The 14,297-nt window shown below is 39.7% G+C and carries 18 protein-coding genes; 7 read left to right on the top strand and 11 right to left on the bottom strand.

What is annotated here, in order from left to right:
• Window positions 1–33 precede the first annotated feature (33 nt).
• On the bottom strand, window positions 34–711 hold the full coding sequence (locus CRO56_RS09775; RefSeq protein ID WP_097158449.1) for an SDR family NAD(P)-dependent oxidoreductase: 678 nt from the start codon (window positions 709–711) through the stop codon (window positions 34–36).
• 134 nt (window positions 712–845) lie between these two features.
• On the opposite strand from CRO56_RS09775, the gene CRO56_RS09770 reads away from it, so the two are divergent.
• Window positions 846–1,172, top strand: coding sequence for a YfhH family protein (locus CRO56_RS09770; RefSeq protein ID WP_281257296.1), 327 nt, complete (start codon window positions 846–848; stop codon window positions 1,170–1,172).
• Window positions 1,173–1,562: 390 nt separating this feature from the next.
• Here the strand turns inward: CRO56_RS09770 and CRO56_RS09765 are convergent, their stop codons facing one another.
• The 3 genes from CRO56_RS09765 to CRO56_RS09755 all read right to left on the bottom strand — a co-directional run bounded on the left by CRO56_RS09765 (window position 1,563) and on the right by CRO56_RS09755 (window position 3,028).
• On the bottom strand, window positions 1,563–1,724 hold the full coding sequence (locus CRO56_RS09765; RefSeq protein WP_097158448.1) for a YpzG family protein: 162 nt from the start codon (window positions 1,722–1,724) through the stop codon (window positions 1,563–1,565).
• Between the two features lie 12 nt (window positions 1,725–1,736).
• Window positions 1,737–1,913, bottom strand: coding sequence for a small, acid-soluble spore protein K (locus CRO56_RS09760; RefSeq protein WP_097158447.1), 177 nt, complete (start codon window positions 1,911–1,913; stop codon window positions 1,737–1,739).
• Between the two features lie 134 nt (window positions 1,914–2,047).
• Window positions 2,048–3,028 carry a metal-dependent hydrolase gene (locus CRO56_RS09755; protein WP_097158446.1) on the bottom strand — a complete coding sequence of 327 codons (981 nt, stop codon included), beginning with the start codon at window positions 3,026–3,028 and terminating at the stop codon, window positions 2,048–2,050.
• A gap of 286 nt (window positions 3,029–3,314) precedes the next feature.
• On the opposite strand from CRO56_RS09755, the gene mutY reads away from it, so the two are divergent.
• Complete coding sequence (mutY, locus tag CRO56_RS09750) at window positions 3,315–4,433, top strand: A/G-specific adenine glycosylase (protein ID WP_245855761.1); 1,119 nt, start codon at window positions 3,315–3,317, stop codon at window positions 4,431–4,433.
• Here mutY and CRO56_RS09745 read toward each other — a convergent pair.
• Complete coding sequence (locus CRO56_RS09745; protein ID WP_097158445.1) at window positions 4,407–4,631, bottom strand: cytosolic protein; 225 nt, start codon at window positions 4,629–4,631, stop codon at window positions 4,407–4,409. The genes mutY and CRO56_RS09745 overlap by 27 nt on opposite strands.
• Before the next feature lie 79 nt (window positions 4,632–4,710).
• On the opposite strand from CRO56_RS09745, the gene fabL reads away from it, so the two are divergent.
• The 5 genes from fabL (at window position 4,711) to CRO56_RS09720 (ending at window position 8,723) form a co-directional block, all read left to right on the top strand.
• Window positions 4,711–5,460 (top strand): enoyl-[acyl-carrier-protein] reductase FabL, encoded by a 750-nt coding sequence (fabL, locus tag CRO56_RS09740; protein WP_097158444.1) that lies wholly within the window; start codon window positions 4,711–4,713, stop codon window positions 5,458–5,460.
• A gap of 78 nt (window positions 5,461–5,538) precedes the next feature.
• The gene (locus tag CRO56_RS09735; protein ID WP_097158443.1) at window positions 5,539–5,778 is read left to right on the top strand and encodes a gamma-type small acid-soluble spore protein; all 240 of its coding nucleotides are present in this window, start codon (window positions 5,539–5,541) and stop codon (window positions 5,776–5,778) included.
• A gap of 156 nt (window positions 5,779–5,934) precedes the next feature.
• Window positions 5,935–6,195: a YgaB family protein gene (locus tag CRO56_RS09730; RefSeq protein ID WP_097158442.1), complete on the top strand. Its 261-nt coding sequence runs from the start codon at window positions 5,935–5,937 to the stop codon at window positions 6,193–6,195.
• 152 nt (window positions 6,196–6,347) lie between these two features.
• Window positions 6,348–6,878 (top strand): nucleoside tri-diphosphate phosphatase, encoded by a 531-nt coding sequence (gene ntdP, locus CRO56_RS09725; protein WP_097158441.1) that lies wholly within the window; start codon window positions 6,348–6,350, stop codon window positions 6,876–6,878.
• A 93-nt stretch (window positions 6,879–6,971) separates the two neighbouring features.
• On the top strand, window positions 6,972–8,723 hold the full coding sequence (locus tag CRO56_RS09720) for an ABC transporter ATP-binding protein (RefSeq protein WP_097158440.1): 1,752 nt from the start codon (window positions 6,972–6,974) through the stop codon (window positions 8,721–8,723).
• Between the two features lie 271 nt (window positions 8,724–8,994).
• Here the strand turns inward: CRO56_RS09720 and CRO56_RS09715 are convergent, their stop codons facing one another.
• From CRO56_RS09715 to CRO56_RS09690, 6 genes are all read right to left on the bottom strand, one after another.
• Window positions 8,995–9,381 (bottom strand): hypothetical protein, encoded by a 387-nt coding sequence (locus CRO56_RS09715; protein WP_097158439.1) that lies wholly within the window; start codon window positions 9,379–9,381, stop codon window positions 8,995–8,997.
• 13 nt (window positions 9,382–9,394) lie between these two features.
• Entirely contained in the window at window positions 9,395–10,657 is a 1,263-nt protein-coding gene (locus tag CRO56_RS09710) for a hypothetical protein (RefSeq protein ID WP_097158438.1), read from the bottom strand.
• Between the two features lie 5 nt (window positions 10,658–10,662).
• Window positions 10,663–11,355: a response regulator gene (locus tag CRO56_RS09705; protein WP_097158437.1), complete on the bottom strand. Its 693-nt coding sequence runs from the start codon at window positions 11,353–11,355 to the stop codon at window positions 10,663–10,665.
• Entirely contained in the window at window positions 11,333–12,127 is a 795-nt protein-coding gene (locus CRO56_RS09700) for a sensor histidine kinase (protein ID WP_097158436.1), read from the bottom strand. Before CRO56_RS09700 ends, CRO56_RS09705 begins: the two co-directional genes overlap by 23 nt.
• Window positions 12,128–12,268: 141 nt before the next feature.
• On the bottom strand, window positions 12,269–13,264 hold the full coding sequence (locus CRO56_RS09695) for an ABC transporter ATP-binding protein (RefSeq protein ID WP_097158435.1): 996 nt from the start codon (window positions 13,262–13,264) through the stop codon (window positions 12,269–12,271).
• The gene (locus tag CRO56_RS09690; RefSeq protein ID WP_097158434.1) at window positions 13,251–14,282 is read right to left on the bottom strand and encodes an ABC transporter ATP-binding protein; all 1,032 of its coding nucleotides are present in this window, start codon (window positions 14,280–14,282) and stop codon (window positions 13,251–13,253) included. Before CRO56_RS09690 ends, CRO56_RS09695 begins: the two co-directional genes overlap by 14 nt.
• Between the last annotated feature and the right edge of the window lie 15 nt (window positions 14,283–14,297).

The raw sequence follows: 14,297 nt of genomic DNA, 5'->3' as shown, positions 1-14,297 counted from the left end.
GTGTGTAGTGCCACAAAAACTCAACTGCTTAGCCTAAGACTTCTTCCTTTCGATTTTGATTTCCTGAGAAGTTTGATATTGCTCCATAATCGTTTGCGCGATGTGATGGGGATTCATAAAGGACTCAGGATTTTTTACATAAGAACGATCCTCCCAGAAAGGAGTGTTCATTCCGCCCATAAACACGTTGACAATATGGATGGAATTTTCATATTCTTTTTGCAGACTTTCCCCTAACCCCCGAAATGCAAACTTACTTGCACAATATCCAGTTTCATTGGCTTTGCCTCTTAACCCTGCTGTTGAAATAATATTGATAATCGTTCCATTGTTTCTGTTTTTCAGGAAAGGGATAAGGGTTTTACATAAGTAGAGAGGACCATAGAAATTTGTATCCATCATAACTTCAATATCTGAAAGCTTCACTTCCTCAAAGGCACCAAAATGGCCAACCCCAGCATTATTAATTAAGATTTCGATTTTTTCTGCACGTCCAGTGTTCACAATGAATTGCTGGATTGCATCTAGGTCAGTAATGTTTAAAACAAAAGCTTCCGCTGAACCGCCTTCGCGTTCAATCTCATCCTTTACATAAAGCAATGGTTCTTCCCGTCTTCCGCAAAGCATAACATGGAAGCCTTCTTTAGCAAATAAATGGGCGAGTTCTCTACCTAATCCTGTTCCTCCTCCTGTAATCAATATTGCCCGCAAAAGGACTCCTCCTTTGCAACCAGCCTTTTCTTCTTATATGATACAAAATATAGCATGTCAAAAATGTTAGCATATAGATAGCTTGTGTATTTTATTATTGATTATGAGTGGTTTTACAAAAGGAGAGTTTAGGATTGAATCAGGATAAGCGATACAGCCAAATGAGCAAGGAAGAATTAGAGCAAGAAATCAGACAGTTAAAAGAAAAGGCAAGAAAGGCAGAACAAATGGGAATGGTGAATGAATTTGCGGTTCTCGAGCGAAAAGCCGTAATGGCAGAGGCTTATTTACGCGATCCTTCCGATTATAAAAAGGGAGAGATTTATGAAATTCACGGCGACCCTGGTCAATATTTTAAAATCGATTACATAAATGGAAGGTTTGCCTGGGGTTATCGGTTAAGCGGGAATGTAGAACAAGAAGCATTGCCGATATCGCTTTTAATTAATAAATCAAAATAGTGGAGCCGGAGTCCTCAATCTAGAGGATAGCTAGTAACGGATAACCCCGGAGTAGTAACGAATACCTCTGACAGTAAAGGACATACGATCCGTTATTTACCAGAAAACGGCGGGTTTGAAAATTTAAAGGACATACGATCCGTTATTTGCCGAAAATCATTCGAAATTCGCATGTTTTTGCGATAATAGCGGAACCAATGTCCTATAATTTTCAAAAATGCACGATTTGTCACAAATAACGGAACTGATGTCCTAAAAAGTGAGCACCATGACTACGATCGTAAACAATAAGACCGGACCAAAAAGGGCTGACTCAATTGTCAGCCCTAAATTTTCGGTGATGTGATAAATATGCGACCTAAATAAAGTGGTGAAGAGATATCCAGCCCACTACGATTGTTTTCTTGTCTGATGTTCTAAAATAATAAGGTTCTGCGTTTGCTGGGTTTGTCCTTTTACTTGGGAGTAAAGATGCTTCCGGTTCGTCCAGGTTTGTTCAAATGGACTTTGATATTCATCCTGAAAAAATAATTTGTTTTTCCTATTGGCCATATAAAAACCCTCCTAAGGACGTGCAGAATTATCGTCTACGCGTTGGTTGGATGCTCTCATACGCTCTTGTGGATGAGTTTGAGTTGTGCCATCTGCCCGCTTTGATGCATATTCAGCTTTGGCACGTGGTTCACCTTCGAGCTTATTGCCGCCACTTACAATTGGAAACCCGGTTTCCTTATTCCGCATTCTCACTCACCCCTGACTAAATAAAATGAGGGACGTGAAATACCATGATTTTGATCAATGCTATCTCACGTACCTATAGTATGAATCAGAAGGATGATCTCATGCTGTATGATGTTTAACATTCTTTCCAAACGTTAATCTGGAAGGATCTCCAATTTTTTCTGTAATTTTTCTTCGCTATATACCCAGCCGGTAAAGGACGAAATAATATTTAAATCCCGGTCTAAGTGTACAATCGCAACAAAGGGATAATGACCGTCCTTCCGATACCTTAAATCAATAAAGCGAACCTCAATTTTATCGTCCTCTTCTTCGATTTCCCAGCGATAAGCAGGTGAGAAGGATAAAAAGGCTGAAACATTTTCATCCCCTTGTATCGCGGATAAGATATGTTCCTTAGGAAAAGGAAGCCTTTTAAACTCGTCATAAATAATGAGTTCATCTTTAAATGCCTTTCCGACATAAAAGTGGTCATGGTCAATAATGGCTACTCGCCACTGATAAAAACGAATGGTAGGTGCAATAATCACCTTTTTAAGGTCAGGGAACCGTTTTGAAATTATTCTTTTTATATTTTGTTTGGAGCGGTATCTCAGAATGTAATATACAACCAGAACAGCGTATATCGCTAAAAATGTATACCCTGGATGAGCACCGAGAGTCCAGAACATAATACCGACTAAATGAATCCCAAAAATGAATGGATCAAAGGTGTTAATCCATCCTAATGCGACCCATTTATCAGAAAACGGCCTAAGGGCTTGAGTTCCATAGGCATTAAAAATATCCACAAATACATGGAGGAAAACGGCTAAAAAGGCCCAACTCCATAAATGCAGCCAATTCGCATCAGGAAAAAAGAGAAGAAGGATTAGAGTTATCCCAATTGGCCAAAGAATCACAGCTGGAATCGAATGAGTAATACCACGATGATGTTTTATATAAAGAGCATTATTTTTCAGCTTTAAAATCGTATCCACATCAGGCGCCTGAGAGCCAACAATAGCTGCAATCAATACGGCAGTCGCAGTTGCATCACTGCTCATAACAACAGGATCAAGCGTCGCTAATCCGCCAATTGCGGCCCCCATAACAAAATGTGTTCCTGTATCCAATCATTTACCCCCTTTCCTGAAACATAGGGACGGTTCTTGCGTTTCATTTGAAACATAGCGGCGATTCTTATGTTTCACTCGTGTTTTCCTCTCCCCCTAATTTCACCAATCCAATAATAAAGCAATTTAAATATGTCAAATCCAAAACCATTTCATGTACAATAGGAAAAGAGATCTTTTTATCTAAAGCCTGTAACTTATTTTATTCCCTTTTCCGTGAAAGTTTAACAGGATGAACCGGAGTTAAAAGAGCCCCTGTATTATTGTAGGTAAAGGAGCTGCAACTGTGAATGAGATTTTGCATAATGCATTAAAGGATTTTCACATAGAAGATTTTCAAAAATCGTTAGTGAATTGGTATGAAGCAGAAAAACGTGATTTGCCTTGGAGAAGAACGAATGATCCCTATAAAATCTGGGTTTCCGAAGTCATGCTCCAGCAAACGAGAGTCGATACAGTTATCCCTTATTATAATCGTTTTTTAGAAAAGTTTCCGACGTTACAGGATTTTGCTGAAGCGCAAGAAGATGAAATCTTAAAAGCATGGGAAGGTCTTGGGTATTACTCAAGAGTACGCAATTTGCAATCTGCGGTTAGAGAAGTCGCTGAAATTTATGAGGGACGAGTCCCCGAGAATATCGATGAGTTCCAAGCTCTTAAAGGTGTTGGACCCTATACGGCAGGGGCAGTCATGAGTATTGCCTTTAACAAGCCGGAGCCTGCAGTTGATGGGAATGTAATGAGAGTATTTTCCCGGATTTTTTCGATTGAAGAGGATATTGCGAAGCCAAAAACGAGAAAACTATTCGAGGAGCTCGTAAAAGAAGTAATCGATCCAGAGAATCCTTCACCATTCAATCAGGGGATTATGGAATTAGGTGCTTTAATCTGTACTCCCCAAGCTCCATCATGTCTGCTTTGCCCAGTAAGAGAGCACTGCAAAGGATTCCATGAAGGAAAGGAAACGATGCTTCCGATCAAGCAGACAAAGAAAAAAATTAAAAACAAAAAATGGATTGCTGCGATTGTGATGACAGATACGGGAGAATTTGTAATTCGGAAAAGACCAAGAACGGGTCTGCTTGCATCGATGTGGGAATATCCCAACTGGGAAAGAGATGAAGGGGACGCTCGAAATTTAGAAACGTTTCGTTTATCTTTAAAGGAAGAGCTTGGAATGGACATTCAAACAATGGAGCCTTTAACGACAGTCAAGCATGTATTCTCCCATGTAGAGTGGGAAATGGATGCTTACGTCGTTAAAGGATTGCTCCATCATAAAATAAACTCCCCATATTTACAGGTTCAGGAAAGCCAATTAGCACAATATGCTTTTCCTGTTCCGTTTCAAAAAATGTGGGAAGCCTATAAAAACACCCTAGTCAATAGTGGGAAAGGTTCCTGAAGTGTAGGTGGCTTCTTGTCGCTGAAGCCCCCCTCTTCGTTCGATTTCTTTAATAATCTCTTTATGAATTGTTAACCCTTCACTATTTAAATACTGGGCCATTTGCTGTAAAGAATGATGGAAAAAAGCCAATTCTTTGTCTTGCCATTCATTTTTAGGTGTCATAGACAATTCCGTCATATCTCTTCCGACATACATAAAGACAACACCTTTCAAGCAGTTTTTCTTATTTTGGTTAAAAAAAACGACTTTATTCATAGGACTGGAGGAAGTACAGATGAGTAATAAAGTAGCACTAGTGACAGGTTCAAGTCGCGGACTTGGCAGAGCGATAGCGATTGACCTGGCTAAGCAAGGATATGATTTAGTGATTAACTATGCAAGAAGTAAAAAAGGGGCTCTTGAAACGGCAGAAAGGATTGAGGAGCTTGGTCAAAAAGCTCATATCATACGGGCAAATGTAGGAGATCCTGAAAAAATTAAAGCGATGTTTGCAGAAATTGATGAGGTATATGGAAGATTAGATGTACTTGTCAGTAATGCGGCATCAGGTGTGCAAAGACCAATTATGGAATTAGAAGAAAATCACTGGGACTGGACGATGAACATTAACACTAAAGCCTTATTATTTTGCGCCCAAGAAGCAGCGAAGCTTATGGAAAAGGCAGGCGGGGGCAGAATCGTAAGCATCAGTTCTCTCGGTTCAATCCGCTACTTGGAAAATTATACAGTGGTCGGTGTTTCAAAAGCTGCTTTGGAAGCCCTCACTCGCTATTTGGCAGTCGAATTGGCGCCTAAAAATATATGGGTCAATGCGGTTTCTGGCGGTGCCATTGATACAGATGCCTTAAAGCATTTCCCGAACCGTGAGGAGTTATTAGCAGATGCAGTCAGCCATACCCCAGCGGGAAGAATGGTAGAGCTTTCAGACATAGTAAGCACTGTTTCCTTTTTACTGTCTGATCAGGCGGAAATGATTCGGGGACAAACCGTCATCGTAGATGGCGGACGCTCTCTTATGTTGTAATTTTTCCAAGGATTTCCACGTAAAAATCGGATAATTCCTTCACAAGTGGTTACATTAAGACTTGTGGAGGTGATTACAGTGGGCCAAAACCAACAAGGACAAGCTTCTAAAACAAATGCTGCACAAGTAAGAAAGCAAAATGCAGCATCTGCTGGAGCAGCAGGAGCAGCAGGAGCAGCAGGAGCAGCTGGAGCTGGACAATTCGGAACAGAATTTGCTAGCGAAACAAATGCTCAACAAGTAAGACAACAAAACCAACAATCTCAAGCTAAAAAAGCACAAAGCACTACTGGAGCTCAAAACCAACAACAGCAGTAACTTTAAAAGAAAGCGTCTCAGCCCATCGATGAGACGCTTTCTTCATGGCGGTTACCGTTCGACAAAAGCAGGGGTAATCTTACAGAACTAGTCAAAGGGAAAAAACAGTCAGGCAAGAATTATTTACTTACAACGCTTATGTAAGGAGAGAGAGAAATGGGAATGTTCGAGAAGCTTGTCCAAGAGCAAATGAAAACGATGGAACAACTGTTATTTTTACAATCAGAACTAGAACGGTGCCAAAACATTGAAGCAGAGCTAATCCGGTTACAGGAAGAAGCAGGCTTGCAAAGTATCCAGCACGATATAGAGAATATGAGAATAGAGTTAAAAAAGATCCAGCAAACCTTTGAAGAGCAGACCAAAGAAGTGATCCTCACCTATCAGCTGGAAGGTCAAAAGCAAGTTTCCGTGTAGAGTCATATTATTGGCTCTTTTTTCTTTTGTATGCGTGTTTGTTTTAAATTTTACTATTAACCGTTATAATAAGAAGAAAAGCACGCGCAACTTGTTAAGATTGGACGGTTGATAATACATGTATGGTTTTTGTAAAGAAAGAAGGGACACGCATGACTGTTCCTCGTGAAGGCGAAAAAATGCAAATCCAAAGCTATAAGCATAATGGCCTCCTTCACCGTGTCTGGGAAGAAACGACGGTTTTAAAAGGGACAAGCAATCTCGTTATCGGCGGCAATGATCGAACAACAGTAACCGAATCGGACGGAAGAACGTGGATTACCCGAGAACCGGCAATTTGTTATTTTCACGCACAGCATTGGTTCAATATCATAGGGATGATTCGTGAAGATGGCATTTATTATTATTGTAATTTAAGTTCACCTTTTGCTTATGACCAGGAAGCATTAAAATACATAGATTACGACCTCGATATAAAAGTTTTTCCTGACATGACCTATACACTCTTAGATGAAGATGAATACGAGCTCCATCGCCGCAACATGGATTATCCCGACGTGATTGATCACATTCTGAAAAGAAATGTAGAAAAATTAGTCAGATGGATTCGTCAAAGAAAAGGCCCTTTTGCACCGGATTTTATTGATGAATGGTATGAAAGATACTTGTTCTATTTAAAGTAGTAAAAGGAAACCTGTTGGCATAACAGGTTTTTTCAATTTTGTATAAAATACAAAATAGATAGAGATATAAAGAAGATTATGGGGGACTTACCATTGGGTAGTATCAGAAGATATATGGAATTCGTCAGGCCTTACCGCTGGCAAATTTTTGCTACATTATTCATCGGAATCATTAAATTTGCCATTCCGCTGCTCATTCCAATTCTTATTAAATACGTGGTCGACGATATTGTTGGAAATAACACAATGCCGACTGACGCTAAATTAGAATTGCTGCTTTGGATTATGGGAATTACTTTTGTTGTTTTTTTGGTAATCAGACCGCCCATTGAGTATTATCGTCAATACTTTGCTCAATGGACTGGCAGTAAAATTTTATATGATATCCGTGACCGGCTTTTTGAACATATACAGAAATTAAGCTTAAAGTATTACTCCAATACCAAAGTTGGAGAAGTGATTTCCCGTGTTATTAACGATGTGGAACAGACGAAAAACTTTGTTATTACCGGATTGATGAACCTGTGGCTGGATATTGCAACCATCCTAATTGCAGTTATGATCATGTTTACCATGGACATTAAATTGACGATCGTTTCCCTTATTTTATTTCCATTTTACGCAATATCGGTTAAGTATTTTTTCGGACGTCTGAGAAGCTTAACAAGAGTGCGTTCCCAGGCCTTAGCTGAGGTGCAAAGCTATCTGCATGAGCGGGTACAGGGCATTTCGGTCATAAAAAGCTTTGCCATTGAGGATTATGAGCAGGGACAGTTTCAGAAACAAAATAAAAATTTCCTGCAGAAAGCGTTGGACCATACGAGCTGGAATGCAAAGGCATTCGCAGTCGTTAACACCATTACAGATGTAGCTCCATTGCTCGTCATTGCGTTTGCAGGGTATGAAGTGATTCAGCAGAATTTATCACTTGGAGAAATGATGGCCTTTATTGCTTATATTGACCGTTTATACGGCCCATTACGAAGATTGGTGAACTCTTCAACCACCTTAACGCAGTCAATTGCCTCAATGGATCGTGTATTTGAGTTTATAGACGAGGCTTATGATATTGACGACCGTCCAGGTGCGGTTGAATGCAAAGATGTCAAAGGACATATTACCTTTAAAAATGTAAGCTTTTCCTATGATGAGGATGAAGAAAAGATTTTGAAAAACCTGAACCTGGACATTCCTGCAGGCGAAACGGTTGCTCTCGTGGGAATGAGCGGAGGAGGAAAGTCGTCGTTAATCAGCTTGATTCCACGCTTCTACGATATCACTGAAGGAGAAATTTTATTAGACGGCACAGATATCCGAAATTTTAAAGTACGAAGCCTGCGTGATAAAATCGGATTAGTTTTACAGGACAATATTTTATTCAGTGAATCCGTTAAAACAAATATTTTACTAGGAAAACCAGACGCAACGGAAGAAGAAGTGATTGCAGCGGCCAAAGCAGCTAATGCACACGAATTCATTATGAATTTGCCAAATGGCTATGACACGACCGTCGGAGAAAGAGGAGTTAAGCTTTCTGGCGGACAGAAACAAAGGATTGCGATTGCTCGTGTCTTTTTAAAAAATCCGCCTATCTTAATTTTAGACGAAGCTACGTCTGCGCTTGACTTAGAAAGTGAACACCTCATACAGGAAGCATTAGATAAGCTAGCCCGGGACCGAACTACGTTTATCGTAGCTCATCGCCTATCAACCATTACCCATGCGGACCGAATTGTTCACATCGAACACGGTCAAATCACCGAAATGGGAACTCACTCTGAATTAATGGCGAAAAAAGGCCACTACTACGACCTGTTCCAGGTTCAGCAATTAGATGTGAATTAGAGTCAGAAGCCTGCCCTTTTATACAGAAAGGGGTGGGCTTTTGCTGTTAGTTGGTGCAGTCAATATTTAATTGAGGTTATTCATATTTGAATGGGGGTGCCGACGCTCAATTATGTAAGTTTTGGGCCCAAATGTTTGAGTTTGTGCCCAAATCTTTGAGTTAGTGCCCAAATCTTTGAGTTAGTGCCCAAATCTTTGAGTTAGTGCCCAAATCTTTGAGTTTTAGCCCAATTAATTGATTTTCCGCCCAATTATGGGGCGCCATCGCCCATTAAAATTCAATTCCCGCCCATAAAGATGGCGACGCGCCCAAAAAATCTGGATTCCCGCCCATAAAGATGGCGGTGCGCCCAAAAAATCTGGATTTCCGCCCATAAAGATGGCGGTGCGCCAAAAAATCTGGATTCCCGCCCATAAAGATGGCGATGGCGAACCAAAAAACCTGGATTTCCGCCCATAAAGATGGCGGTGCGCCCAAAAAACCAGGATTCCCGCCCATAAAGATGGCGACGCGCCCAAAAAATCTGGATTCCCGCCCATAAAGATGGCGACGCGCCCAAAAAATCTGGATTCCTGCCCATAAAAGATGGCGACGCGCCCAAAAAATCTGGATTTCCGCCCAAAAAAGATGGCAGCGCGCCCAAACATAAGAATACATTCGTTTGTAGTTTTTAGTTTATGGTAGCTTTCTTTCTGCGATAGTATACAATTCCTGCGACTAGTCCTGCAGAAACCAGGCTGGCAACAATGATACTAAAATATTCTAATCTGAACCAATAAGAAATCCAGCCTATAATCGATGCAAATCCAACAACAATCGGACCTTCCATTCCCATCTTTAATTTCTTCCAAATGAGTACCCCGAAAAATGGAATCGCGGAAGCAAAAAATACACCTGTAATAAAAAATAATTCTAGTAATGTTATAGATCGCAAATAAATAATAGCCGGTAAAACAATGATAAATACTGCTAATAATAAGACGGTTTGCGCTGGTTTTTTCGGAAAGGGAGAACCATTTAATGCTTGCAGTGATCTGACTTGGGTCCAAAACGTATCAAATAAAATAATAAAGAACACACAAAATAAAACAATCGAAATCGGCCAGCTTTCATATCTGTGAAACATTTTTTCAAATACGGTATAAATCGAATCGAATCCGCCTTGATATATAGAAGCTAAGACAATCATAGAAAATCCAAATGGGATGGTGCTCCAAACTAACCCGGAAACCCATAACCCGCGATTAAGTTTATCCCGATTTGCTTTTAGCAAAACTCCCCACGTTTTAACATCCATCAACATATTTCCGAGCATGATTAACCATACAGAAGCTAATAATGGCAAAATCCGATCATTTTCAATAAAAAATAAATAGGGGTGATATAATCGGATACCATCATAGACAGGTTCAGTTCCGTCAAATAAATAAGAATGAATCAGAATCATAACCATTACTAATAAAAGTAATCCAACTTTCATAACATTAAATTTTGTGAACCACTCTAAATTTCCAAGGAATACAAGTAACCAGCCCAAAATAAAGAAAATAGCAAATCCTATTTGGTATGGTATATAAAAGACTGCATTTAATAAGACACTAACCGCGAGTCCAATACTAATCATTCCAAAATAAATGCCTATGCTCATCATCCGTTTTGTCCAAATAAGTGCGGAATCTGTTAATCTCTGTTCCAGTACCGGAAGCAACTCTTGATATTTTGAATCTTTCCTGAGCTTTTTAGAAAGGGGAATCATCGCTAAAAAGGCCAAGCAACCCGCAAACGCAAACACAATGCCTCCCGTAAATCCGAAATGAAGGAGAGACTCCGGAACAGTAAATAATGCATTTCCTGTACTCCATCTGGAGATTAGTAATATGGTGAAAAGGCCGTAACCAAGTGTATTGATTCTAGTTGCAGCAAATGTACTCACATTCTTCAATTCCTTTCGCGAAATTCTTTAGGTGTCATATTTTCTTTCTTTTTAAATTGAGTTGAGAAATAATGAAGACTATTGAAACCAGTTTTCTCCGCAATCGAAGAAATGGTATCCTCTGTAGTTAAAAGGAGCAGCTTTGCCTTTTCCAGCCGGTATTGATTAATATAATCAGTCAGAGAAGTACCCACTTCTTCACTAAATCTTCTGCTTAGATAGGCAGGGCTTACGTGAACTTTAGATGACACTTCTTGTAACGAAAGGCGCTGTTCATAAAATACTTCTATAACGGATAAAGTTTCATTGATCAGTTTTGAATATCCCCGTTTATAAATTTCTGAAGTGAAGCGGCTAACCGTTTCTTTTAATTCATCTTCAAAAATTGGTTTTGTCAGATATTCAACAACTCCGAGATGAATCGAGGTTTTGGCCAAGTGGAAATCTTGATGAGCGGATAAAATAACAACAGGCAGGTTTTCCTGATGTTCTTTTAAGTCACGAACCAATTCAAGACCTGATTTTCCTGGCATTTCAATATCTACAATGGCTAAATGGAAATGGTTTTCTTTGCTTATAGAAATAGCTTGGCTGCTGTCATTTGCAAAGAAAAAGTTTAAGAAGGGAAAGACAGGCTGTAAAATATGTTCTAGTTGTTCTAACACGATTGGTTCATCATCCACGCATAGAATGTTCATCGCTTAGCTCCTCCTCATCTTGAAGCATTTTAGGAAGGACAACTGATACTTTTGTACCTCCCGAACTGCCCTTTTTTATGTCTAGTGACGATTGATCATATAGCAATTTTAATCGTCTGTGAATGTTTGGAAGACCGTGGCCTTTTTGAAAAAGATCTTTTTTCGTTAAATTTCCAATACCCATTCCATTATCTGTGACTATGATGATTACTTGATCATTGATCAAATCGGCTTGAAGCTGCAGAAACAGGTCACCTGGCTTTTTTTCCAGGCCATGTTTAAAAGCGTTTTCCACTAAGGTCTGAATTAAGTACGGCGGGACTAGCACTTGCCCAGCATCAGGATTTAATGTCATATCAACGGTTAGGCGGTTTTGGAATCGGATTTTTTGGATATGAATGTACGATTGAGTATACTCCCACTCTTTTTTTAGCGGAATTAGATGTTCTCTGACTTGATATTTAAATTTAAGATAATGAGAAAATGCCTCCATTACTTGAATTAGCTTTTCCTTCCGATCTAATCGGGCAAGTCCTAGCATTAAATTCATAGTATTAAAAAGGAAATGGGGCTGAATTTGCTGATTTAATTGCATATACTCACTTTCCTGCAGTTCCTTTTCCATTTGGACTTGCTGTTTTTGAAAAGTTAGGCCATCAATTTGTTTCTCAAATGCCAACACAACAAGCAGGGCAATGGTCCCGGCCAATGGTGCAAAGATAGCGAGAATAACAAATATTGAAAAGGTGTTGTAGTTTAGGAGCATCTTCATCAAATCCTTACAGAAAATTTATAATATTATATCACATTCGCTATATTTCGACATATTTATCGGGGCACATTTAATTAACAGGAGGAAAGCAAAACAAAAAAGGCGGCTAGGGGGAACCGCCTTTTTCTGTATGAATACCATTTATAGGATTTTATCAGCATAATGACAAGCTACAGCGTGATTACTTTCGAAAGTTACCAATTCAGGTTCAACTTGTATACAGTGATCTGTAGCAAGCGGACACCTTGTATGGAATCGACATCCTTTTGGTGGGTTAATAGGAGAAGGAACATCTCCTTTTAAGATAATTCTTTCCTTCTTTTTCTTTCTGTCTGGTTCTGGGATAGCTGATAATAAAGCTTGTGTATAAGGATGCATGGGATTATCAAATAGTTCTTTTTTATTGGCAATTTCTACGATTTTGCCTAAATACATCACGATAATACGATCTGAAATATGACGAACCACACCTAAATCATGAGAAATAAATAAATAAGTTAATTCGAATTCTTTTTGCAGTTTCTTTAATAGATTTAGTACTTGTGCCTGAACAGAAACATCTAGTGCTGAAACCGCTTCGTCACAAATAATAAGCTTAGGTTCTACTGCTAATGCACGGGCAATCCCAATTCTTTGCCTTTGCCCCCCACTAAATTCGTGAGGATAGCGATCTAAATGTTCTTCCCGAAGCCCGACCTGCTCAAGTAGTTCAATGGCACGTTTCTTTCGGTCCTTTTTTGGCACGACATTCAAGATTCCCATTGCTTCCTCTAACGTTTGCCAGATGGTCCGTCGGGGGTTCAGTGATGCATAAGGATCCTGAAAAATAACCTGTAAATCTTTTCTAACAGAACGTAATTCCCGTTTAGGTAAAGAAAGCAAATCTTTATCTTGGAAAATAACTTGTCCGCCTGTAGGTTCGTCCAATCTAAGAATAGCCCTTCCCGTTGTAGATTTTCCACATCCAGATTCACCAACAATACTTACTGTTTCTCCGGAATTTATTGTGAAGCTTACACCATCTACTGCTTTCACGTAATTAACCGTACGACCCAGAATTCCGCCTTTTATCGGGAAATATTGCTGTAGGTCTTGGACTTTTAAAATCGGTTCTTTCTTTAACTTAATCACGGACATCACTGGCTACCTCCTCAGTTGTTGCATGTGCCCAACGATCCGTATACATCCAGCAGCGAATCTTGTCACCACAATTATTTTCAATCAGTTCCGGCTGCTCTCTTTTACATAAGTCTGTTGCAAACGGACATCTTGGCGAGAAGCTGCAGCCAGTTGGCAAGTCGTGTGGACTCGGTACACTTCCGGGAATTGCCTCTAGTTCTTCTACATCACGGTCAGAGCGCGGAATACTTTTTAATAGTCCAACCGTATAAGGGTGCTTTGGGTTATCAAATAAGGTATCAACATCGGTATATTCTACAATTTTTCCTGCATACATCACCGCTACTTTATCACAAGTTTCAGCGACAACTCCAATATCGTGGGTAATCATAATAACAGCTGTTCCCAGCTCTTTTTGAAGCTTTTTTAAAAGCTCTAAAATTTGGGCTTGAATTGTAACATCTAAGGCTGTTGTTGGCTCATCTGCAATTAAAAGCTCTGGATTACAAGCGAGTGCCATTGCAATCATGACGCGTTGCCTCATTCCGCCGCTTAGTTCATGAGGCTCTTGGCTTGCCCGTTTTTCAGGGGAAGGAATACCAACTAGTTTCAACATTTCTATGGCCTTGTCCCAAGCCGCTTTTTTTCCAATCTTCTGATGGGTGCGGAATACCTCTGCAATTTGCTCTCCGACACTAAAAACAGGGTTTAAAGATGTCATAGGTTCCTGAAATATCATCGATATCTTATTTCCTCTAATTTTCCTCATTTGTTCTTCTGTGATTTCGAGAAGATTTTGACCTTTAAAATGAATTTCTCCTCCCACAATTTTTCCAGGCGGCTGCGGAATCAAACTCATGATGGAGAGGGAGGTAATACTTTTCCCACAGCCTGATTCTCCAACAATGCCCAGTGTTTCACCTTTGGCCACTTCGAAATCGACACCGTCTACAGCTTTAATCACTGCTTTTTTCGAGAAGAAGTGGGTTTGTAAATCTCTGACTTCAAGAATCGTTTCTTTTTCATTTAGGTTCATGAGATTTTCCTCTCC

This window comes from Bacillus oleivorans, assembly GCF_900207585.1.
Lineage (GTDB): Bacteria > Bacillota > Bacilli > Bacillales > JC228 > Bacillus_BF > Bacillus_BF oleivorans.
This window is presented reverse-complemented; position numbering and strand designations above follow the sequence as displayed.